Raw genomic sequence first — 24,083 nt, 5'->3', positions numbered from 1 at the left:
GCCTTCTCAGTTTTCTTGATGTTTAATTATAGGGTGAGCAATGCCCACCCCAAATAATACTGAAAACTGACAAACTTCAATATTTCCGTTCTTTTGGCTCAAACATGGTAATTGTGACAGGTTTATATTGAAGGTCGATGCCAGCAGGGGAATAGTATGCTAGTGTGTGCTTGAGGAAATTCTCGTCATCGCGCTCGGCATAATCTTCCCGGTAATGAGCGCCGCGACTTTCTTGTCGATTGAGGGCAGATGTGAGAATTAATTGAGCGACGATCGTCAAACTACGCAGTTCCCAAGCTTCCACAATCTCAGTGTTCCAAAGTTTACCTTTGTCATCCAAGTAGATATTCTGATATTGCTGCTGTAACTTCTCTAACTCTGCCAATCCTTCGCGCATAACTGACTCCGTGCGAAAGACGCCGCAGTATTGAGTCATACAATCTTGCAAAGATTGACGCAGCTTGTCAATTCGTATTTCTCCCTTTTGGTCGAGGAGCGATCGAATTTGTTTCTGTGCTTCTGTAATGTAGCGTTGCTCATTGATGTCCGGTAGCTTGCGTTTTTGCACGTATTGTGCTAAAGCTGCACCAGTCCTTCTGCCATAGACCACACATTCCAGCAGCGAGTTGCTACCCAGTCGATTTGCGCCGTGAACGGAAACGCAAGCAGCTTCTCCCGCCGCGAAAAATCCTTCCACTAAACCATCTGCGCCACTGCGAACTTGTCCGTCTGTATTGACTGGGATACCGCCCATCGAATAGTGAACTGTCGGTCTGACTCGCATTGGTGCTTCCACGGCGTCGATACCCAGGAGGCGATGACATTCTTCCCAAGCGAAGGGAACGCGACTCATAATTTTTTCGCGACCCATGTGGCGCAAGTCGAGGTAGACAAAGGGGCCACCCGCAGAACCATCAGGATGAATGCCTCGTCCCGCTTGGATTTCCCGTGCGATCGCTCTTGATGTAATATCGCGGGGTGCCAGTTCCATCCGGCTGGGGGCGTAATTAGCCATAAAGCGATCGCCCTCACTATTAATAAGATAAGCACCCTCACCGCGCACCGCTTCCGAAATCAGCACCCCCACCGGATACAGTCCTGTGGGATGAAACTGCACAAATTCCATATCTTCCAACGGCACACCCGCGAGGGCAGACATTGCCAAACCGTCACCCGTAGAGGCATAGTCATTGGAAGTAGTATTGAAAACGCGACCGTAACCCCCAGTAGCAAACATCACCGCCTTAGCGCGAACTACCTCCAGATGCCCGTCGCGGATGCGATACATCAGCACACCTTTTGCCTGGGCATCTTCTAAAATCAGTTGCATTACGTACCACTCATCGTAAATATGAACACCGTAACGCCTGAGATTGTTAACCAACTCGTGCAGAATCGCGTGACCGGTCTTATCGGCGGCGTAGCAAGTGCGGCGATGGGAATGTCCGCCGAAAGCGCGTTGGGCGATGCGTCCGTCTGGCAAACGGGAGAACAGCACACCCATATGTTCCAAGTCGATGATGACATCTGGTGCTTCGCGGGTAAGAATTGCCACCGCATCTTGGTCTGCGAGATAGTCGGAACCTTTGACCGTATCGAAAGCGTGGGCTTCCCAGGTATCGTCTGGATCGACATTATTTAGGGTAGCAGCCATACCACCTTGGGCGGCGACAGAGTGCGATCGAATCGGGTGAGTTTTAGCGACTACAGCTACACTGAGTTTGGGATCGATGCGAGCAATCTCTACAGCAGCGCGACACCCAGCCAATCCACCGCCAACTATAATTACATCGTGTTCTAACATATTTTGTTTGATATCTGTCATCCTAATCTATGGTCACTCAAATAAAAACTTCCCCAACAAAAAGCGGGAAAGTTCTTTACAAATCTGGCCAATGTCAGATGCCAGTTGTTAGTTGTAAGTGATATTTTCTACTGACCGCTGACTGTTGACTGTCGATCGTTTACTCATGACCGCTTATGTGGTTACTCGTAAGGTTTCCTGATTAGGTGCCGCTACTGGGCTTGTTCGAGTTGTTTCCTCTTGCCCTAAAGGGACAAATTCAATATGGTTCAGCAGTGTGCTCACGAAGGCAAATAGCAAGAAGGGCAGAGACAATACGAGAATAAGTCCAACTGTGGCTAGGGCATAAATGTGGCGGCTGCTACTCCATAGGGCAAGCGCGGAGGCTAAACTCAAGAAAATGACGATTAACCAAATAACGATTTGACCGTATATGTCGCCAAAGGTAAGAGTGCAGACCATGCGATATCTTTGTAATTTATCCATGACATTTTCCTCGTAACATTGCTATAAGTTTCTACGTTAAAGTTTAGATTCGGTTTTGGCTACGTTTGCAATATTTTTTTTAAGATATCGTAATAAAAGTTCACAATTTATGTAACAAATAACTGTCTCAGAGAAAGAGTAACTTTTTTGAGGGCTGTTTGTTGTTCATTGTTGATAGTTTATTGCCATGAAACGCGACCTATCAATAATGAACATACGATTTACTTTGCTGCAATCCAACTTCAACTTCCCTCAGTTGCACAAACTACCAAACTCAAGCTAAAAATTCATCTATTGCTACACTAAAACCCGTCAAAAAAACTTGCGTACTGACTAGATCGCCAAATTTTATCGCCCTTCGCGCAGTACTTTTGTATGAAGCGTAGACCAGAAACCCGGTTTCTTCAAGAAACCGGGTTTCTCTGCGTTTCTTCAAGAAACCGGCTTTCTCTACACGCCACACTCTATGATGTGACGCGGAACTTCCGCAAATCTAGTTAAAGGCAGCGTTACAATAAAAGTTGTGCCAGCGCCTACATCGCTTTGCAGTTGAATTTGTCCCCGGTGTAAATCTACACATTTTTTGACAATTGCCAGTCCCAATCCCGTGCCTTGAATTCGATTCACATTGCTGCCGCGATAGAAAGTTTCAAACAAATGTTGTCGATCTTTTAAAGGAATGCCGATGCCTTCATCTTGAATCTGAAAAATCGCCGTACCGTTTTGACAAATTAAATTAAACCGAACGTTGCCGCCTTGGGGAGAATACTTAATAGCGTTGGAGATTAAATTGTTAAAAATGTGTCCCATTAAAAATTCGTCCATTTCAACTTGGCTGCATTCTCCTGCACAGGTAAAGGTAATGTTGTGCTGTTCTGTGGCGGTGAATTGCAAATTTTCCATGAGTTCGCGACAAAAATCTTTTAAATCTAAAGTGGCGGGTTGATATTGCAGCCTGTTGGCGTCAGTTTTACCGAGAAGCAAGACTTCTTCTAGTAGTTGAGTGGTATTGTTGACAGCATTCTTAATCTGGTCAAAATATTTGATTTTTTGTTCTTCAGTCAAGCGATCGCCATAGCTTTGGAGAATTTGAGCAGCTGTGCGAATTGCGGTCATGGGGTTGCGGAATTCGTGGGAAACCATTGAGATAAAACTGGATTTAAGCTGATTGAGTTCTCGTTCTTTTTCCAATGATTTGAGTACTTCTGCTTCAGCGCGTTTGCGATCGCTAATATCCCTGCCTTCCGCAATCAGCAGTACAGTTTTGCCCCTTTCATCTTTTAATGGCTTGAGCGATAAGTCAATCCAGACGATCGCACTTTCTGCGCCGCACATCTGGAGTTCGTTACGGACGAAATTACCTTCAGCGGCGTTGGCGAGCGCACTTTTCAACCACTCCTGAGTTACCTGAGAATCATACAAACAGTCGATCTCCCATAGCGGCGAACCGACAAAATCATTTTGTTTGCCGCCACAAAAAGCAAGAGATGTTTTGTTAATTTCTAGAATAATTCCTTCTGGGCTTAACAATAGCATCAGTTGGAATGTTTGGTCAAAAATTCCCCGAAAACGCCGTTCGCTATCATGGAGTTGCTTGAGGATTTGTCCGCGTTCGATCGCATAGCGGATCGCCCTAACTAGCAATTGAACTGTGATTTGGTCTTTGACAATATAATCTTGCGCTCCTTTTGCCACCGCTTGCAAGCCCATCTCCTCATCGTCAGCTCCCGTCAGCACTACAATGGGGATATCTGGTGCAGATGCGTTAAATTCTGCTACCGTCTCCAATCCATCAGAATCTGGTAGAGAAAGGTCTAACAAAGCTACATCAAACAGGAAATCGCTGCAAGACTCGATCGCATCACTCAGTCGTTCAACCCATATCAGTTCCCACTCCCCGCTGTTTAGACGCGAAAAGAGTTGGCGCAGCAAGATTGCATCGCTAGGGCTATCTTCGACCAAAAGTATATGAATGGGTTTGTTATTCATACAGCATCGCCAGGAGTGTAAGGTTATTTTTACGATCGGATCGGAAGTTCTGCCTAACCTTAAATTTCGATCTAGTTTAGAATTACTCTGGAGGTAGTTTCACTGCGGCTAGCCAGAAATCTTCGATCGCGCCGATCACATCAAAAAACTGTTGGATGTCAACCGGCTTAGTAATGTAGCAGTTAGCGTTTAAATTGTAAGCTATCAACACATCGCGTTCATCTGCTGAAGTGGTGAGAATTACCACAGGTATACGTTTTAACTGCGGGTCTGATTTGATCTCGCCGAGTACTTCCCGTCCATCCATAGCTGGCAGGTTAAGGTCGAGTAGAATCAGGTCAGGACGGGGAACATCAGCATATTCATCTTGATGTCGGAGAAATTTCATTGCTGTTTCCCCATCTTCAACCCAACGTAAGTTATTGATTACCTTGGCTGTCTTTAACCTTTTTATAGTTAGGTTGGCGTCGCTGGGAGAGTCTTCAATCAGCAAAATTTCAATCGGTCTCAGCAGTTCGCTGCTAATCATGTAAATTAATCTCTGTTGGGAGGGATGACTCAGAAGGGATGGTAAAGTAAAATGTCGTTCCTACTCCTAGCTGAGATTCAGCCCAGATGTTACCGCCGTGGCGTTCGACAATCTTTTTGCAGATAGCCAAACCAATACCGGTACCGGGAAATTCTCTGCGAGTATGGAGACGTTTGAAGATCTCGAAAATGCGATCGAGATACTGGTCTTTGATGCCAATTCCATTATCCCGCACAGAGAAGAGCCATTTGTTATCTGTTAATTCTGCCGAAATCCGAACTTGGGGTGGCATTTCCCGGTGGAATTTGATCGCGTTACCGATCAAATTTTGAAATAACTGCACCAATTGAGTTTTGTCTGCCATAACGGTTGGCAGGGAGTCATAGGTAATGGTAGCGTTATTTTCGGCGATCGCTACTTGCAAACGATCGAGCGCTTCACGCAAGAGCGCATTGCAGTCAGCGGGAACAAACTCTTTACCGCGAGTACCCACACGGGAATATGCTAGCAAGTCTTGAATTAACTGCCGCATCCTTGTCGAACCATCAATGATGTAGCCCATGTATTCGCGTGCGGACTCATCAAAAAGGTGCTGGTAGTCATGCAATAGCAGTTCGGTGTAACCGGTCACCGCTCTCAACGGTTCTTGCAAATCGTGGGAAGCTACATAAGCAAATTGCTCTAATTCCTGATTGGAACGTTGCAATTCCGCAGTTAGTTGTTCTAGTTTTCGTTCTGCTTCTTTTCGCTCGGCAATTTCAGCTTCTAAAGCACCATTAATCTCCGTCAGTTCATTATTCAGTTCCCGCAGTGCATCCTCTGCTTGCTTCCTCTGGGTGATGTCGCGGGTAATAATAAGCACAGATTCTACGGAAGTATCAAGGGCGAATTCTGGCACAAGACGAGCTTGGTAGAATTTTAATCCATTGGGGCTGGCAGAATTGAATTCTACTACATTCATTTCACCTGTAGCAAAAACTTTCTGACAGGGTGCTTCCAATTGCTCTACGAGTGCTTGTGGAAAACCCAATTCCCAAAGAGTTTTACCGATGAATGCTTCAGCTGGAATTCCTGTTTCCTTTGTAATGGCAGGATTAATATAAAGGTATCGTATTTGTCGATCCAATCGAGAAATTACATCCGGGGTATTTTCTAGCACCGTTTTCAGTTCTTGTTCGCGTTGGGATAAAGCTATTTCTGCTGTTTTGCGATCCGTGATGTCCGTATCTGTCCCCGTCATGCGAAAAGCGCGATCGTTGGCATCCTGAAAAGCTATACCACGGGAAAGAAACCACCGAATGCTGCCGTCTTTGTGGAGTCGGCGATGTTCCATTTCATACTGCGGCGTCAATCCTTGCAGGTGTTCTCTAATGGCTGCGATCGCCTTTTCTCTGTCGTCGGGATGTAGCAAACCATACCAAGTTTCCAAAGTGTTCGGAATATCTAAATCCGTATATCCTAGAGCTTCTTTGATATTGGAATCGATATAAAATTGGTTAGTCTGAATATTCCAGTCCCAAACTCCTACTTGTCCGGAACTAACGGCGAGGGCATATCTTTCTTGGCCGATCCGAAGAACGTCTTCTACCCGTTTGCGATCGGTAATATCGTAGTTAATTTCCAGAAATGCTACCGCCTTACCCTGTTTGTCTCGCTCTGATGTCCAGCGACTCTCTACTATAATTTGCGTGCCATCTCGTTGCGTGTGTCTGAGTTCTCCCTGCCAATAAACATCGCGCAAGCACTCATTTTTGATTGACTCTAAAGGTTTGGGAAATACTGTTTGTAAAAGTTCATGGATTTCTTTTCCAACAGCTTCTTCTTTTGACCACCCATATAAGCGTGCTGCCCCTTGATTCCAATACTGAATGCGATCTTCTAGATCGAAAATAATAATCGTATCATTAGCAAAGTCTAGCATTTGCGTGCGTTTTAGCAGTTCTGCTTCTGCCAATTGGCTAACTCGAATTTGCTTTTTAAGCTGAAAATAAACGAGAAATAGCAGGCTGAAACTCAAAAAATAGCCAATAGCCACAAGGATGCTAGTATAGCGAACGCTGTCATTTATCGCTGCCGATCGCTGCTGCAATAAAAGTCGTTCTTCTTGTTCCATTTCAGACAGTTTTTCTCGAACTTTTTGTTGGATAGCGTTGCCGCGATCGGTGAGGATAATTTGATTTTTCTGGTTCGATTTTTTCTGCTTAACTAAATCGATCGATACCTGAAGCACAGCCAGTCTTTGTGCGAGCATCGGTTCTAATTCATCGAGTCGGCGCTGTTGGTGAGGATTATCATCAGTTAACTCCCGGACAACTTTGAGAGAGCGCTTAGCTGTTTCAAGATCGGCGTTATAACTTTTTAGATAAATATCGTTTCCTGTGATGATGTAGGCACGTCTTGATGTTTCAGCCTCTTTGATACCGTCAAGAGTTTTATCGATTTCTTCCAATACTTGACGAGTATGTTCGAGCAATTGCTTATTTGCAATCAACTTTTGTACGCTCAGATACGAAACTGCACCCACGCCGCTTAAGAGGAGTAAAGCCAAGCCAAACCCACCAGCAATAATTTTTTTGTACGCTCTTGTCATAGCAATTTATTTCGCTGCAAAAATGATTAGTAAGGCTGCCATTACCATTTTGCAGCGAGATTGTCCATAAGCAAGTAGGGTGGGCAATACCCACCCTAGCTCCTACAGCAATTCTCAAATGAATCCAACACAAATAAGTGGCTTCTCCGGTACTTGTGGTGGAAAAGCCAATTTTTTGCCAATTGGATATGGGGCAGAGGACAGAATTAATATTTTTCCCTCTTCCCTCTCCCTCTTCCCTAATCCCTAACCTCTAGCCCCTAGTCCCTTTTTTTGACTTTTAACTTTTAAGTTTTTCTAGCCCCTAACTTAGTTGTGGCGACTGCCATCAGGCATAGTCGCTCCTGTCAGAATTGCCTGCGGCCAGTGTGCTTCTGTGCCTTCGATGTACGCTCCGCGCAAGCTAGCTCCAGTCAAATCCGCGCCGCGCATTGCTGCCACATTAAAGTTAGCTCCCCAGAGGTAAGCTTGTCGCAAACAGGCATTGCTCAAGTCGGCATCGCTGAGATCGGCCATATTTAGATTAGCGCCTGTTAAATCTGCCTTGCTCATATCGGCGGATGAGAGGTCTGCCTTACTTAAATTTGCTTCGCATAAGTCGGCTTTGGTAAGGTTTGCACCGCTGAGGTTGGATGCGTGAAGGTTTGTCCTGGCCAATATCGATACGCGCAGCTGGGCATTGCTGAAGTTAGTTGCAGAAAGGTTGGCTCCGCTGAGGTTAGCTCCGCTCAGTTTCGATTCGCTGAGATTGACTCCATCCAAGTCTACGCTATTGAGGTCTACACCATTGAGGAAAGCTTTACTGAGTTTGATGCCGTTGAGTAATGCTCCCCGCAACTGGGCTCCGCTCAATCTGGCTCCCGTGAGGTTAGCCCAATTTAAGTTAGCATCTACTAGATTGGCAGAACGAAAATTAATGCCCCGCAAATCTGCGCCACACAGATTAACGCCCTGTAAATTTGCCAAACGCAAGTTTACTGCTGTCATTATCGCGCCACTCAGTTTGGCTCCCGTCAGCACGGATTTAACTATGAAGGCTCCTTGAAGATTAGCTTTTGTTAAGTCTGCGTTTGTTAATATTGCTTCGTTTAGCTTCGCAAATCTTAGATCGGCGCGGTGCAAAAATGCTCCGGAAAGATTTGCCCCCGTTAGATGTGCGCGGCTGAGGTTGGTTGCTGCTAGATATGCACCGGAAAAGTTAGCTCCCACGAGTTGGGCGCTTTCTAGGTTAGCTCCAATTAAATTAGCTCCACTAAAATCTCTTTCTCCTGCTGCATAACGTCTGAGTAGTTCGTTAGCGTCCATATTATTTTGCTCCGGCTAGGGCTGAATTACCCGTCTATTTCTAGATTGCCCACATAAATGCCAAAAAAAACATTAATTTTGTTGTTGTTTGATGCAGAGACTTAATAATTAGATGAAGAATTTTTACATTAGTCGTTAGCCATTAATCATTGGTAATTAGTTATTTGTTAACCACTTTCAACTATGCTACTTTGGGTGGCTAGCGCAGTACAGCAGAAGTAACCGACCAGATCGGAAGTAGTTGAATGCCTGACGCTTATAGGATTTTTGAATGTATGACTTTTGACTTTTGACTCCTGGGTGTGTTATGGAATTCCAAGATTTTCTGGCTCTTATTCATCCGGCGATCGCAGTCGTGCTAGTCTTTCCCCTGATTGGCACAGTGGTAAACTTTGCATGGCAGACCCGCGTGCGTCGCTTGCAAACTGCTGCCAAAGACAAAAGTAAAATTCCCTCCTATGTTGGCCCAGAACACATCAAAATGGGTCGCTGGCTGACTGGTTGGGTTGTGGGGTTGACTTTGGTGGGGTTAGCTTACCATATTGTCGAACATATTTTGAGCGATCGCACCTGGACTAAAGCTCCTTTGCAAGTTGCCTTTATCCTGCTGATGTTTTTGGATACGATCGCCGCCCTCGTATTGCTCTACCTCGCAAAGCAGAAAATCTGGCGCGGAGTTTTTGCGACTTTAACCGGGATGGGTATAGTCCTTCTCGGTTGTCAGGACGGAGTTTTTCGTCGCACGAATGAATGGTACTGGTCTCATTACTACATCGGCATTACTGCCACATTACTGATGATTTTTTCTTTAGCCATTGTGCAAGATATCTATAAAGATAAATCGAATCGCTGGCGAACTTTTCATATAATTTTGAACAGTTTTGCTCTCTTACTTTTTATCGGACAGGGACTAACAGGTACGCGGGATTTGCTGGAGATACCTTTAAACTGGCAGAAAACCTATATTTTCAGTTGCGATGTCAATCACAAAACTTGTCCGCAAGCAGTACCACCTTCGGAAGATACCCGTTGATATTTTTTCGGCGGCTCTGGGTCGGGGTAGCGGAGGGCTTCGCCGCCCGCTCGTCGCCCCGCCACAAATAGCGCCTGTATTCTCTGATTGTGTTTCGATCCCGTCAGAAACAAAAATAGTATTTCATCTACCCAAAGGTTGACTTTTGGATATTTTGGAATTACTATGCTACTTGGTACGATTTAATCTCAAATTTAGTAGTATTTTTACCTATCCATAAAAATTGAAAATCATCTTAAAAAATGTTAAAAAATCTTAAACTAGAAACACTCTTCACTTTGTTAACACTCGTAGTTGTCATAGGAGCATTAGTGCTGAGCGGAGTAGTTATCAATAACGGCATACGAGATAGAGCCAGAAATGAAATAACTACCAAAGCTGGCATAATGATGAAGACCATGATAGCCGTTCACAGGTACACCAACGAACAGGTGAAGCCCAAGTTTGGTACTAGATTAGCTCAAGAATTTATCCCTGAATCCGTTTCTTTTTTCGCAGCCAGAGAAGTATTTGAAAGATTGCGCCAAAATCCAGAATATCAAGATTTTTTCTACAAAGAGGCGACACTTAACCCGACAAATATTAAGGATAAGGCGGATGATTTTGAAACGCAGCTGATCGAGCGGTTTCGCAAAGAAAAAGCGCTCGAACAAGTAGAAGGTTATAGAGACGATCGGGGCAAAAAATTATTTTATGTAGCGCGACCTGCAAAAGTTACTCAAGCTAGTTGTTTGGAATGTCACGATACGCCAGAAAAAGCTCCCCCAAGTATGGTTGCACAGTACGGCAAAGAAAATGGGTTTGGCTGGAAGCTGAATGAAATAGTCGGCGCTCAAATGATTGCTGTACCAGTCGGTACAGTTTTCGGTAGTGCCCAGCTGTTAGTTTTTAAGTTTTTGGGTACTATATTGTTGGCGTTAGCGCTCTTAATAGCAGGAATAAAATTATTGTTAAATCGCTTTATTGTCGAACCTATTGACGAGATGACAAGAGTGACGAAGGCGATTGTTAGCGGGGAAAGAGAACTTGAATTTGAGGTTGATTCTAAAAATGAAATAGGAAATTTAAAAACACATTTGAACCGCATGAAGCGGGATTACGAAATAGAAATAGAAAAATATAAAGAATCGTTAATATCAGATACGGAAGAGGAAATCGAAAATGAAGATGAAGAGAGTGAAAACTCAGATAATTAGTCAAAAGCTCATAGATTTGAATGCTCAGATAGAAGAGGAGCCAGCAGCAGAAGGTACAACGGAGATCGCAACAGAGGATGATACTGTACAAGTGAATCCTCAGCTACGCAAAGTCCAAAAATTAATATTTGACTGCTCGACAATACTTTGCGGTATCAGTTTATTTTTGGCATCTTACGGCTTTTATTCTTACTCGGAAGAGAGAAATCAGGTAATCCAAAAAGCTGAAATAAATGCCAGACAGGAAACTGTTTATGCCAGTCGTAAGATAGAGCAAGAACTTCGCAAACTCCAAGGCGCAGCTAATGGGATTGCCTACGATTTGACTGCGGGGAAGTTAAAGGATGAGCAGCTGACAAACAGGCTGCGAGAGGAAATTGAAAGAAATCCAGATTTTGTGGCAATTGGTGCTGCTTATCAACCTTTCGTGTATTCTCGGCGGCGTCTGTATGCGCCTTTCTATGGTAGAAAAGATGGCACAATTAAACTGAACCAAATTGAGGATAACAACGACTATGCTAAACCAGCGCCAGAAAATGAGTGGTATTTCAATGCTTTACGGAATGATTTTGTTTGGGCTGAACCTTATATTGACAAATATTCTGAGGCTCTCATAGTAGATTATAACGTCAGGTTTTCTCGGACTAACCCAAAAACTAAAAAGGAAGAGCCTGCGGGCGTCATCTATGCCAACTATTCAATAGATAAGCTCAAAAGGCTAATGGCGACACTCAATCTGGGTAAGTCTGGCTACGGGTTTTTGCTGTCCAAGAAAGGTGTGTTTATCGCTCATCCGATTGACGAGTACGTCAAAAATCAAAAAACGATTTTTGACTTAGCGACGGAAACTGACAAGAAAGAAATTAGAGAATTAGGTGAAAAAGCCCTCAAAGGGGAAAGCACCGTTGTAGAGTATCAAAATGAGATAACGGGTCAATCTTCCTGGATGATTGTCGAACCGCTACCTCTGAATGGATGGTCGCTGGGAGTAGTTGTCATCAAGGATGAAAGTTCTAGCGACAACACGACGTTACGGCGAAAAACGATCGTACTTTGGTTAGAGTTGATATTATTTGTCTTTTTTCTGTCAATTCTAATCTTTCGCGCTCATAGGGGCAGCGTCAAAAGTCTTTGGGCAGTGGCGTGTACCTATAGTATTTTATGTGTGGCAGCGATTGGTATTATCTGGAATATTGCTTTATCGGAGCGAGCTTATAAAAACAGCAGGAATATTCTGCTCAACAAGGCAACTGTAGATAATTTATTGGCTCCCCAAAATGCCATAGCAGAGGAATTGAAGCAAGATCCACCCCTGTACATTCCCACCGGAGTTTATATTCAGTCTCTCAAATTTACCGGAACTAATGATGTATTCGTCACCGGTTACGTGTGGCAGAAGTATAACAAAAATATCCCGGAAAGCGTGAATCGAGGTTTTATCCTGCCAGAAGCGTCTGATATCCAAATTGGCGATCCTGAGAAGTTCACAACTAACAATACCGATCTGCTCCGTTGGTACTTTGAAGGCACAATCAGGCAAAATTTTAATTTTTCCAAATATCCCTTCGACTATAATGATGTCTGGCTCAGGTTGTGGCCGAAAGATATCAATCGACTCGATTTAAACAGAACTGTAATTCTAGTGCCGGATTTAACTTCATACGATTTGATAAACCCTGTTTCCAGACCGGGTTTGGAGGAAGATTTTGTCACGGAAAATTGGAATATTGAGAGTAGTTTTTTCGAGTACAAATTAAAGAAATACAATTCCAATTTTGGGGGCAGCGGTTTTGGCAAGAAAAACTATCCAGAGCTTTATTTTACTGTGATCTTCAAAAGAGCTTTTATCGGGATTTTCATTGCCAGAATTGTACCCCTAAGTGTAGTAGCTATCTTGCTATTTTCGATCATGCTGATGTCGAACGATCGCGGCATGGAAGTAGTGGGAGCTTGTGCGGGTTTTATCTTCATTGTGATTCTGGATCAAATCACGGTAAGACAACAAGTGACTGCGACAGGAATTATTTACTTGGAGTACTTCTACTTCGCGATCTATTTTTTCATTTTGCTAGTGGCGCTTGATGCGATCGTGTTAACTTTGAACTCAAAAATTCGTCTCATTGAATATAAAGATAACCTGATACCAAAGCTGCTTTATTGGCCGGGTCTTCTCACTACATTGCTGATTGTAACTATCTTGGTATTTTATTAATCGATCGGTCATTGGTCATCGGTCAGTTTTTTGGCGAATTTGATTTTGCAAGCAAATTCAAATTCATCTTTCCATCTGCCATCTAAAATCCAAAATCCTAAACCCAAAATCAATCGTGTAGCGTTCCATCCGGCATTGTTGCACCAGAGAGGATTGCTTCTTGCCAGTTTGCACCATCAATGTATGCACCGCGTAAGCTGGCTCCGCTTAAGTCTGCCCCGCACAGCGCTGCGATATTGAGGTTAGCTCCCCACAAGTAGGCGTTCCGCAGACAAGCGTTAGTTAGATTGGCGTAAGATAATCTTGAGATATTCAGTGTGGCTCCGGTCAAGTCAGCTTCGCTCAAATCGGCGTATGACAGGTTTGCTTTATTAAGATTTGCTTCGCATAAGTCGGCTTTGCTCAGGGTTGCCCCATTCAGGTTGGCGGCGTGAAGGTTTGACCTCGCCAGCAGCGACACGCGCAGTTGAGCGTTGCTCAGATTGGCGGCGGAAAGGTTGGCTCCGGCGAGATTGGCTCCACTCAGTTTTGAATTGCTGAGGTTGACGCCATCCAAGTCGATGTTATTGAGGTCTACGCCATTCAACAAAGCGCCGCTCAGATTAACGCCGTTGAGCAATGCTCCCCGCACTAAAGCACCGCTCAATCTGGCTCCACTGAGATTGGCCCAATTTAGGTTGGCATTGACGAGATTGGCAGAACGCAAATTAATTCCCCGCAAATCTGCACCGCACAAGTTAACGCCCTGCAAGTTCGCTAAATGCAGGTTTACTGATGTGAGGATGGCTCCGCTGAGCTTTGTACCGGTGAGTACGGACTTGACAAGGTTCGCTCCTTTAAGGTTGGCTTTTGTTAAGTCAGCGTTTGTTAATATTGCTTCGTTGATCTTCGCAAAACTTAAATCGACGCGATGCAGAAATGCGCCACTGAGATTTGCTCCTGTTAGCTGTGCGCGACTGAGGTTAGCGGTTGCTAGATATGCTCCGGAAAAGTTGGCTCCTACTAAGTAGGCTCTTTCCAGGTTTGCTGCGATTAAATTGGCTCCGCTAAAATCTCTTTCTCCTGCTGCATAGCGTCTGAGTAGTTCTTGACCATCCATAGGATTCGCCCTCGGTCTGCTGATTTAAGCCAGTCTATTTATAGATTGCCCGAATTGAATGTTTTTTAATAACAATGGCAATAATTCTTTGAGTAAACTTGTCGATCGAGCAACTATGATTTGCGTATTTATACTCTCTCGTGGGATAACGTGACAAAACCGCAGAATTGCTGCAAGTAATTTGTAGGGTGGGCAATGCCCACCGGACGTTTACTTTACCATGTATATCATAAGTTAATCGAGTTCTATTTCGCCGTTGCGAGCGAAGATTTCGATCGCTTCGCTGCGAGTGATCTGATTTTTTTCGGCAATCGCCGCGAGTTGTTCCCACGCTGTATCGGTGAGGCGAATCGATCGCAAACGTTTTGGTTCGCTTTGGTAGTCGGGTTCAAACTTCCCGTCAGCAGAACGCTTGCGACGCCATGATTTGTGGCGCGTACCGGCATACTTATCCGCCAGCTTATCCTTTTGGTTAACAGTTAACAGGTAAATCAAAGTGTCGATCAGGCGATCGCTCTCCATCGGCATGATATTATGCGCTTGCAGCATATGCTGAACAATTACGTAATGCACTAAAGTGCCGATAAACACCCGCGCTGCCGCTTCTGGATCGGGCAATTGCAATTCCTGACAAGATTTCAGATATTCAACGAGATGATGAAAAAGCTTTTGATCGACATTACGAACAAAAATTTGCGCCAATACCGGAAAACGTCCTGATTCGCCAATAATCAGCCGCACTAAATCGCGAAATTCGTGTTTGCACTCGACTTTTTTGAGCAGATTTACGGCTAACTTGCGGAGAACTTCGGCGGGTTCTCCTTCCCAGAATCTCGGATCTTGGGGATTAAAGTCCTGATAATTCTTTTGCGTCAATTGCTCGACTAAAGCAGCGAATAAGCTTTCCTTATCCTGAAAGTAGCTGTAAACCGTCGCTTTCGATACACCTGCTGCTGCTGTCACCCTGTCCATAGTGGTAGCAGCATAGCCATGAGTGAGAAACTCTTGTATTGCACCTTTAAGAATGGCTTCGACTTTATCTGCTGACTGCGGACGTTCTGAGTTGTCAGCATCTGATTTCTTTATCTTTCTGGCTTTCATATAGGGGTTAGGGGTTAGGGGTTAGGGGTTAGAAAAAGTCAAAAGTCATGCATTCAAAAGTCAAAAAGAAGAGGGAGAGTGGGGAAGCGGGGTCGTGGGGTCGCGGGGTCGCGGGGGAATTAATATTTTGACTTTTGACTTTTGACTTCCCCGATGGGTTGGTTTCTCAAGCATACCCCTTGACAAACTAAACTACACGGTTTAGTTTAAGTATAGTAAACTAAATCGTTTAGTTTACCTACCTCATAGAGGAAGAAGGTTATGCTCCACCACACAATCGTTAAAGATTCCCCATTTCTCAAGCCTATCCCTCGTCCGGTTGTAATACTTGGAATGGTAGCAAGTCTTGGCATCTTGGGGATAACAACTTCGCGAGTGTTGAACTTACAGCTACCTCAATCCGAACCTGCAAGCCAAGTATCGGAGGTGGAGATACCGCAGGTGAAGACAGTGACGGCGTTAGGTAGACTCGAACCGGCGGGAGAAGTGATAAAACTTTCCGCACCTGCATCCAGCCAAGGGAGTCGGGTGGAACGGTTGCTGGTGAATGAGGGAGATAAAGTAAAAGTAGGGCAGGTAATTGCGATTTTGGATAATCGCGATCGCTTGCAAGCAGCTTACGAGAAAAGCAAAGAAGCCGTGGAAGTCGCCCAAGCTAATCTGGCGAAAGTGCAAGCCGGTGCGAAAGAAGGCGAGATAGAAGCGCAAAAAGCCGAGATTGCGCGGATACAAGCGCAGTCGCTGGGTGAAGAAAGGGCGCAACGGGAAACGCTGGCAAGGTTAGAGGCGCAGTGGCAAGGCGATAAGACAGCGCAACAGGCGGCGTTGGCGAGGTTAGAGGCGCAGTGGGAAGGAGATAAGCGGGCGCAACAGGCAACTATTAAGCGATTGGAAGCGGAACTGAATAATGCTAAATCGGAATTTCACCGCTACGAGCAATTATATAAAGAAGGTGCGATCGCGCAATCTGTATTTGACAGCAAACGTCTTGCCGTAGACACCCTCACAGAACAAATCGTTGAAGCCAAAGCAATTCTGGCGCGAACTGACGCTACGGGAAGCAAACAAATTAACGAAGCTAAAGCCAACTTAGAACGAATTACTGCCACGGGAAGCAAGCAAATTAACGAAGCTAAAGCGGTTTTGGCACGCATTCAAGCTACTGGTAGCCAACAAGTCAGTTCCGCACAAGCAACTTTAAATAAAATTGCCGAAGTCCGTCCAGTGGATGTAGCAGCAGCACAAGCGGAAATCAGACAAGCTATTGCTGCGGAGAAAGAAGCGAAGGCGAATTTAGACCAAGCTTACGTGAAATCTCCTCAAGATGGCGTCATATTCAAAATTCATACTCGTGATGGCGAAACTGTCTCCAATGAAGGCATTGCGGAAATCGGACAAGTTAGCCAAATGATGGTAGTTGCGGAAGTTTATCAAAGCGATGTCAGGAAAATCGAACTGGGGCAAAAGGTGCGGATAGAAAGCAGTTCTTTGCCAGGAGAATTATACGGAAAAGTCGATCGCATCGGTTGGCAAATCGAACGCCAAAACGTCATCAACAGCGACCCCAGCGAAAACATTGACTCCAGAGTTGTGGAAGTTCACGTCCGCCTAAATGAAGAATCGAGTCAGAAAGCTGCCAAATTCACCAATTTACAAGTCAAAGCGACGATCGAATTATGATTGCACTTATTCAAGAACTGCGGCGACGTACACCTCTGGGATGGTTGCAACTCAGCCGTCACAGAAGCCGCCTCTTGGTGGCTTTATCGGGAATTGCCTTTGCCGATGTCCTGATGTTTATGCAATTGGGATTTCAAAATGCGCTGTACGACAGTAACACGCGCCTCAACCGCGCTATACAGGCAGATATTATTCTGATGAGTCCCCAAGCGCGGAACTCTCAGAGTTTATCTACCTTGTCGCGGCGGCGACTCTACCAAGCTTCCGATGTTCCGGGAGTGAAATCTGCCGAAGCCATGTATATCAACACCGTGTCTTGGAAGAATCCTCAGACGCGCAAAAAGACGACTGTACAAGTGATTGGTTTTAATCCCGAACAGCCTGCTTTAAACATTCCCGAAATTAACGCCCAACTCGATAAAATTCGGCTACCGGATACTTTCCTGTTTGACAGAGGTGCAAGAGGCGATTACAAAGAGGTTTTTGCCCAACTGGAAGCGGGTAGGGAAGTTACCACGGAAGTAGATAGGAGAACTATTACGATCGGTGGCTTATTCAAATTGGGGGCTTCTTTTGGTGCTGATGGCACTCTGGTTTCTAGCGATGAGAATTTTTTAAGATTATTCCCGAAAAGACAAGCTGGTAGTATCAGTCTGGGTTTAATTTATCTCGAACCTGGTGCAGATTCAACTCAGGTGGTGGCGGCATTAAAAGCTTACCTACCCGAAGATGTGAAAGTGCTAACCATCGAAGAATTCATCAAATTTGAAGAAAATTATTGGAAAACCGGAAGTCCGATCGGCTTTATTTTCGGTATGGGTGTAGCGATGGGTTTTATCGTCGGTGTAATTATCGTTTATCAAGTTCTTTCCACTGATGTAAATGCCCATATCAAGGAATACGCTACTTTCAAGGCAATGGGTTACCACAATTCCTACTTGCTAGGCGTGATTTTTGAAGAAGCTATCATTTTGGCAGTTCTGGGTTTCATACCGGGACTGATCGTACCTTTGGGACTTTATAATTTAGCTCGCAATGCCACAAATTTACCGATTTACATGACTTTGTTTCGCGCAATTATGGTTTTGTCTTTAACTATTATTATGTGTGCGATTTCCGGTGCGATCGCTACAAGCAAATTACAATCAGCCGATCCTGCCGATATGTTCTAGAGAGAAATTATCGGCAGCTGTGTCTGGAATATTTTTAACCACAGATGACCGCAGATAAACACAGATAAACACAGATAAGTATGAAAGCTACAGAGTTAATAGGGGCTATGCAAAGTAATTCGAGTTCGGACGCCGTTATTTCTGTCGTCAACCTCAATCATTACTTCGGTAAAGGTCAACTCCGGAAGCAAGCATTATTTGATATTAACTTGCAGATAAATATAGGTGAAATCATCATTATGACTGGGCCATCCGGTTCCGGAAAAACTACCCTCCTAACTTTAGTCGGTGGATTGCGTTCTGCACAAGAGGGCAGTTTGAAGGTGTTAGGAAAAGAACTTTGCGGTGCTAAAGAAAAACAATTAACAGAAGCGCGACGCCATAACGGTTATATTTTCCAAGCTCACAATTTGCACGGGAGTTTAACGGCGCTACAAAATGTGCGAATGGGATTGGAAGTGCAGCGGGGAATTCCACCAGCAGAAATGAACGATCGCGCTAAAGAAATGCTGTCAGCAGTCGGATTGGGAAATCGCATCAATTACTATCCAGATGACTTATCGGGAGGACAAAAACAACGGGTAGCAATTGCTCGCGCTTTGGTAGGTAAACCGAAAATTGTACTAGCAGATGAACCTACTGCCGCTCTCGATAAAAAATCGGGACGAGATGTGGTAGAATTGATGCAAAAATTAGCGAAAGAGCAAGGTTGTACAATTTTATTAGTTACTCACGATAACCGCATTTTGGATATTGCCGATCGCATTGTCTATATGGAAGATGGGCGTCTCATCAGCGATGGCAGTTTAGATGCTTTAACAATAGCTAGTGCGTCGGGCTAGGATAAAAATTTTGCCAAAGCTGCGATTGTATCCGGAAATTTTTTGAGTGTATCTGGGATGCGATCGAAATCAAATTCATCTATTTGCTTAACTAAAGTTTCCGCATAATTGAGTAGCAGAGAACAATTGTATTGTGTTCCCCATTCTTTCAGGCGTTGGGCAAATTTTTTCAAGTCGCGCCGAATCATAGAGTTACAGAGATTTGGCAAAACAGTTTCTGCTTCTATTTGCAGCTTTTCTAAGAGTTCTGGCAATTTTTCCAGAGCGTCTGGAGACATTGTTGATATATCGCTAACCGGAACAATAGCAGCTTTTTCTGAGTTCGATTCTAAATAAGTTTCATCTAAACTTAGGAATCTTCTTAACTCGGAGATTAACTGCTGGAGACTGACAGGTTTGAGGATAAAGCCATGACAGAGCGATCGCAATACTTCTTGCTCTTCTTTTAAGACAGAAGCAGTAACCATGATAATAGGAATGTGTTTAGTGCGATCGTCTTTTTGCAAAACTTTACTGGTTTCGCCACCATCCATATTGGGCATTCGCCAATCTAACAAAATCAAGTCAATATCGTGAGTTAGGGCAACATTAATTGCCTCCAATCCATCTTTAGCCAACAGCAGGTTGTGTTTTGTCCCCGCGAAATAACCTTGGAGCAAATGGAGGTTAGATGGTACGTCATCAACAGCGAGAATGGTAGCAGCTTTAAAGATATCTAAGTTATTATCCAAATCTGATTTAACTGTGCTTTCTGTGGCAGAGTTTGTCACAGAAACTTCTGGGAAAGTGAAGGTAAAAGTACTACCATGACCCAGTTGAGTTTGGAGCGTTACTTTGCCACCTAAAAGTTGAGTTAGTCTTTTAACAATTGCCAATCCTAAGCCAGTCCCACCATATTTGCGAGTGCTTTGCCCTTCCACTTGCAAAAAAGCATCAAAAATACTGTTTTGCTGATCGGTAGGAATACCAATTCCCGTATCTGCTACGGCAATTTCCAGACACACAGTATTTTCTGAAATTCTCGTCTGAGAGCGAGCGGATATTTTGATACTACCGGATTCGGTAAATTTGAGAGCGTTGCCAACTACATTGAAAAGAATTTGGCGCAGACGTACTTCGTCGAACAGAATAGCTGTGGGTAAATTTTCATCTATTTCACTCAGCAAATAAAGTTGTTTTTCTTGAGCTTTTTGGGAAAAAATTAGGCAAATCTCCTGAATTAATACCCGTAAATTGAGCGGATCGTAGTGAAGTTGCAGCTTTCCGGCTTCAATTTTAGATAAGTCGAGGATATCGTTGATTAAAGCTAAGAGTGTTTTACCGCTAGCAGCAATAGATTGTAGGTAAAAACGCGGCTGGGATTCAGTGATGCAGTTTTGCAGTAAGTCACAAAAACCCAAAATGGCATTCATAGGAGTGCGAATTTCATGGCTCATATTCGCGAGGAATTCGCTTTTGGCGCGGTTGGCGGCTTCGGCGGCTTCTTTAGCTTTTTGCAGTTCGGCTTCTGCTTGTTTGCGAGCGGTGATGTCACGCACTATCAGCAAAACTTCATCCGTCTGAATTGGCACGATGCGTGTCTCTTCGTAATGCAATTTATCCTCGATCTGAAGTTCCTGTTCGTAGGTTTGAACTTCTCCCGTTTTAATAGCTCGCTGGATATAATTAAAGCGTTTTTGGGCTCGCTCGGCAGGTAGGACATCAAAAATAGTGATTTTCTTTCGCTCCTGCTGAGAGTAGAGGATATTAAAATCTTCTTCCGCATAGAAATCATCTAGATAAGTGCCGTCTCGGTGCATATGAACGAGCAAGTCGGGAATAGCTGCGATCAAAGCTCTGTTAGTAGCTTCGCTCTTTTGTAGGGCTTGTTCGGCTAATTTTCGCTCTGTAATATCCTGTACGGTGCCAAACAGTTTGACTACCTGTCCCGCTTCATCAAAAACAGCTTGTCCCTTGCCCAAAGTGTAACGCATTGAGCCATCCGGTCGAAAAATGCGAATTTCATGTTCGTAGTTTTTGCCTTCGGCGATCGCATATTTGACATTACCATCTATTAGTTTTATATCATCGGGGTGAGTGAATTCTAAAAGTTTTTGGTAACTAGGTTCGAGTTGGCTGGGGTCAACTCCGTAGATGCGGAAAGTTTCCTCTGACCAGACGATCTTTTGGGTGATGATATCGAAAGACCAATTGCCTAAATGAGAAATTTTCTGAGCTTCAGCTAGGGCGCTTTCACTTTGGCGCAATGCTGATTCTGCTTGTTTGCGAGCGGTGATGTCCCGCACTATCACCAAAACTTCATCCCCTTCAATTGGTACAATGCGGGTTTCTTCATGCTGAAGTTTACCTTCGACGACGATTTGCTGTTCGTAGGTCTGAATTTCATCGGTTTCTAGGGCTTGCTGGATATAATTAAGGCGTTCTTGGGCTCGATCGGCAGGTAGGATATCAAAAAGATTGACTCCTTCTCGTTTCTGGTGAGGGTTAATGATCTGGAAATTGCTACCGGCATAAAAATCTAAATAAGTGCCGTTTCTACTCATACGAATGAGCAAATCGGGTATAGCTGCGATCAAAGCTTTGTTAGTCGCTTCGCTTTTTTGCAAAGCTTGTTCGGCTAGTTTTCGCTCTGTAATATCCACCACGACTGTCCCCACCCAAGTAGCATTGTTCTCTGGGTTGGGAATGGGGAAATAAGAAGCCAGCCAGTAGCGGATAGCACCCGGTTGCAGAGGAACTTCTCCACTCACTTCTAAATTCAAAATCGGCTGACCTGTGGTAAGAACTTGTTGGTAAATCGGTTCGACAATAGGAGCTAGTCGAGGTAAAATATCGCCTATTGTTTTACCGATATGCTCTGATATGGGTACACCATTAATTTCTGCCATAGATTCGTTCACTTTGACAAACCGCAATCGGTCATCAATAATATTTATGCCGAGCGGTGCAGAATTAAATAATACATTCAGTTGGGCTTCTCGGAAGGCAAGTTCTCGTTCTAAGGTTTTGCGATCGCTAATATCAATGGTGAACTGATTGACAAACCAGCAATTGCCTTCTCGATCGTATCTAGAGGTCAATCTGGCTCCTAACCAGCGCAAGCTCCCGTCTTTGCGGTTGAATCTATACTCGAAACTGACAGTTTTTTCGGCAAAAACGTCATTAAATAAAGGAAGAATTATAGTTTCCAGATCTTCTGGCACTATTCTCGACATCCAGATGGATTTATCGTCTAAAAATTCTTGCGGGTTATAACCAAATACAGTTTCGCAGCCACGGGAAAGATACTCAATATTCCAATCTCCATTGGCGAAGATTCGCAGCTGGATAATTGATGCGATCGGGCTGTTAATAATATCGCTCAATTTTGCTTCTGATTCGCGCAAATTTGTTTGGATGCGATCGAAACCTGACTGCAATTGCTGCGTCATCTGGTTAAAAGAACGCGCCATACGATCGAGTTCCCGCACTGGCAAATGTTCGGGAATTTGTACATTTAGATTGCCTTGTGCAATTGCTGCTGAAGTTTTGCTGAGGGTGAGAATGGGACGGGCAATCCGGTTGGCAATTAGGATACCCAGGAGGATCGTTATTATCGCTGCCAATACCGTCAGCCGAATAGTATATTGAGTATTAATATCGATCTTGGCCATGAAGTCAGACTTCGGTACAACTGTCACGATCGTCCAATTCAAGCCATACTTATCTTTGTATGGTTGTACTTGGGAGAAATAGGTTTTCCCGTTCTCGGTAAATTCCCTCTGCTGAAGGCGATCGATCTCGTTCAAATTAAACTGTGATGTGAGATGACGACTGGCTGCTTGAATTAGGGGATTCTGACTTTGAGTTGCCAAAATTCGCTTAAATTTACCATCGCTGGTTTTAATAAAAGGTAATTCATCTGTCGAACTGGTAATGAGAGAGCCATTGTTTTCCATCAGGAAAACAACACCTGTATTCCGCAGTTGCAATTGGTTAATAAAATCATTTAACCCGCTCAAATTTAAATTTAATTCAAAGACTCCTATGAATTTTTTATTGACATCATAAACTGGTAAACTGGCGTTAATATTCAGGTCTGTGCCATCACCTAATGTGTAGACTGAATTCCAGATTTTTCTCTTTTTTTGTTTGGCTAATTTATACCAGTGCTGCTGTCGAATATCCCAAGTTTGTGGATATTGTCCCATTTTAATAAATTTAGATGGCTGACCGTTTGAGTTAATGGCGTACTGTTCAAATTTTCTAACATCGGGGCTGTTTGTTATCTGAAGTGTCCGTTTACCTTTGATGGATTTAACGATTCTCAAATCTCCCTGTTCGTTGGCGTATACAATACTTTGAATGTGATCGAAATTGGAGATTTGCCAAATCAGATAGCGTTCTATAGCATTGATGTTCTGGGGGTCGAGTTGGCCGAAACGTACCGCGTTAGTGTTGCTGCGATCGATCTGGTCAGGTTGTTCTAGGTAGTGATCTAGGTATAGATGGACGCGATCGGCAACTTCCATCATCAACTGGTGTGCCAGTTGCTGCACTTGTAAGCGGCTATTCTGAAGTGAAAAATAGTTGGTCAGTCCTACGGAGATCGCCACCAGCAGCACGAAGGGGACGACAAGGATGAGTCGCAGGGGGATTTTCAGTCGGTGGAGTGGGAGGAGCGATCGCATAATTTACGTAGCTTGAGTAAAAACTGACTATTTTCCATTAAACATCTCCAAAAATTCTTGTGGGGTAGCCATCCTGCCTGCCCTTTGAGATTCTTTTGGAGGAGATGTCTATTCTTCTAGTGTTTAAAGTAGCTTAAATTTTGAAACACATTCTCAGAGATATACCGCGAGTATCCCTAATTGCTTTAAAATATTAGGCAAATCCCCCAGTTGAGGCCATCTTAAAATATTATAAATTAGGGGCGATAGCTGGCAATGTAGGTGCGGCCTTACCCCAGGCGAACCCAACTTGTTAGTTTCAGTAGTTCGTTTTCGCTTCCCTGATGCTCAAAGCATTTGAGACTTTTGACTTTTTAACGAATGCTCGTGCGGCGG

15 protein-coding genes are annotated in these 24,083 nt (G+C 44.1%); 6 read left to right on the top strand and 9 right to left on the bottom strand.

From position 1 onward, the window contains the following. Positions 1-76: 76 nt before the first annotated feature. The 6 genes from ACE1CD_RS00495 to ACE1CD_RS00470 all read right to left on the bottom strand — a co-directional run bounded on the left by ACE1CD_RS00495 (position 77) and on the right by ACE1CD_RS00470 (position 8,703). Entirely contained in the window at positions 77-1,804 is a 1,728-nt protein-coding gene (locus tag ACE1CD_RS00495; protein ID WP_374820811.1) for a succinate dehydrogenase/fumarate reductase flavoprotein subunit, read from the bottom strand. A 174-nt stretch (positions 1,805-1,978) separates the two neighbouring features. After that, positions 1,979-2,290, bottom strand: coding sequence for a hypothetical protein (locus ACE1CD_RS00490; protein WP_374792080.1), 312 nt, complete (start codon positions 2,288-2,290; stop codon positions 1,979-1,981). Between the two features lie 450 nt (positions 2,291-2,740). Then, the gene (locus tag ACE1CD_RS00485) at positions 2,741-4,279 is read right to left on the bottom strand and encodes an ATP-binding protein (RefSeq protein ID WP_374820697.1); all 1,539 of its coding nucleotides are present in this window, start codon (positions 4,277-4,279) and stop codon (positions 2,741-2,743) included. 82 nt (positions 4,280-4,361) lie between these two features. Beyond that, the gene (locus tag ACE1CD_RS00480) at positions 4,362-4,808 is read right to left on the bottom strand and encodes a response regulator (protein ID WP_374820693.1); all 447 of its coding nucleotides are present in this window, start codon (positions 4,806-4,808) and stop codon (positions 4,362-4,364) included. Continuing rightward, positions 4,801-7,398, bottom strand: a complete 2,598-nt coding sequence (locus tag ACE1CD_RS00475; protein ID WP_374820690.1) for a PAS domain S-box protein — start codon at positions 7,396-7,398, stop codon at positions 4,801-4,803. The genes ACE1CD_RS00480 and ACE1CD_RS00475 overlap by 8 nt, the downstream gene beginning before the upstream one ends. Positions 7,399-7,707: 309 nt before the next feature. Continuing rightward, positions 7,708-8,703, bottom strand: a complete 996-nt coding sequence (locus ACE1CD_RS00470) for a pentapeptide repeat-containing protein (RefSeq protein ID WP_374820688.1) — start codon at positions 8,701-8,703, stop codon at positions 7,708-7,710. Between the two features lie 307 nt (positions 8,704-9,010). On the opposite strand from ACE1CD_RS00470, the gene ACE1CD_RS00465 reads away from it, so the two are divergent. The 3 genes from ACE1CD_RS00465 to ACE1CD_RS00455 all read left to right on the top strand — a co-directional run bounded on the left by ACE1CD_RS00465 (position 9,011) and on the right by ACE1CD_RS00455 (position 13,144). After that, entirely contained in the window at positions 9,011-9,736 is a 726-nt protein-coding gene (locus tag ACE1CD_RS00465) for a DUF4079 domain-containing protein (RefSeq protein WP_374792070.1), read from the top strand. A 242-nt stretch (positions 9,737-9,978) separates the two neighbouring features. Then, the gene (locus tag ACE1CD_RS00460) at positions 9,979-10,932 is read left to right on the top strand and encodes a DUF3365 domain-containing protein (RefSeq protein WP_374820685.1); all 954 of its coding nucleotides are present in this window, start codon (positions 9,979-9,981) and stop codon (positions 10,930-10,932) included. Further along, on the top strand, positions 10,898-13,144 hold the full coding sequence (locus tag ACE1CD_RS00455) for a cache domain-containing protein (RefSeq protein WP_374792066.1): 2,247 nt from the start codon (positions 10,898-10,900) through the stop codon (positions 13,142-13,144). Before ACE1CD_RS00460 ends, ACE1CD_RS00455 begins: the two co-directional genes overlap by 35 nt. Positions 13,145-13,253: 109 nt before the next feature. Here ACE1CD_RS00455 and ACE1CD_RS00450 read toward each other — a convergent pair whose 3' ends face one another. Beyond that, positions 13,254-14,243 (bottom strand): pentapeptide repeat-containing protein, encoded by a 990-nt coding sequence (locus ACE1CD_RS00450; protein ID WP_374820681.1) that lies wholly within the window; start codon positions 14,241-14,243, stop codon positions 13,254-13,256. Between the two features lie 234 nt (positions 14,244-14,477). After that, on the bottom strand, positions 14,478-15,344 hold the full coding sequence (locus ACE1CD_RS00445; protein ID WP_374820677.1) for a TetR/AcrR family transcriptional regulator: 867 nt from the start codon (positions 15,342-15,344) through the stop codon (positions 14,478-14,480). A gap of 261 nt (positions 15,345-15,605) precedes the next feature. On the opposite strand from ACE1CD_RS00445, the gene ACE1CD_RS00440 reads away from it, so the two are divergent. From ACE1CD_RS00440 to ACE1CD_RS00430, 3 genes are all read left to right on the top strand, one after another. Next, positions 15,606-17,024 carry an efflux RND transporter periplasmic adaptor subunit gene (locus ACE1CD_RS00440; protein WP_374820674.1) on the top strand — a complete coding sequence of 473 codons (1,419 nt, stop codon included), beginning with the start codon at positions 15,606-15,608 and terminating at the stop codon, positions 17,022-17,024. Then, positions 17,021-18,196 (top strand): ABC transporter permease DevC, encoded by a 1,176-nt coding sequence (gene devC, locus ACE1CD_RS00435; protein WP_374792059.1) that lies wholly within the window; start codon positions 17,021-17,023, stop codon positions 18,194-18,196. Before ACE1CD_RS00440 ends, devC begins: the two co-directional genes overlap by 4 nt. A 107-nt stretch (positions 18,197-18,303) precedes the next feature. Further along, positions 18,304-19,038, top strand: a complete 735-nt coding sequence (locus ACE1CD_RS00430) for a DevA family ABC transporter ATP-binding protein (RefSeq protein ID WP_374792057.1) — start codon at positions 18,304-18,306, stop codon at positions 19,036-19,038. Here the strand turns inward: ACE1CD_RS00430 and ACE1CD_RS00425 are convergent. Further along, a complete protein-coding gene (locus tag ACE1CD_RS00425) occupies positions 19,035-23,708 on the bottom strand; it encodes a PAS domain S-box protein (protein ID WP_374792055.1) in 4,674 nt (1,557 codons plus the stop codon). The two genes, ACE1CD_RS00430 and ACE1CD_RS00425, sit on opposite strands and share 4 nt — an antisense overlap. Positions 23,709-24,083 lie beyond the last annotated feature (375 nt).

The sequence above is a fragment of the Aerosakkonema sp. BLCC-F183 genome (assembly GCF_041929145.1).
In the GTDB taxonomy this organism is placed as follows: domain Bacteria; phylum Cyanobacteriota; class Cyanobacteriia; order Cyanobacteriales; family Aerosakkonemataceae; genus Aerosakkonema.
This window is presented reverse-complemented; position numbering and strand designations above follow the sequence as displayed.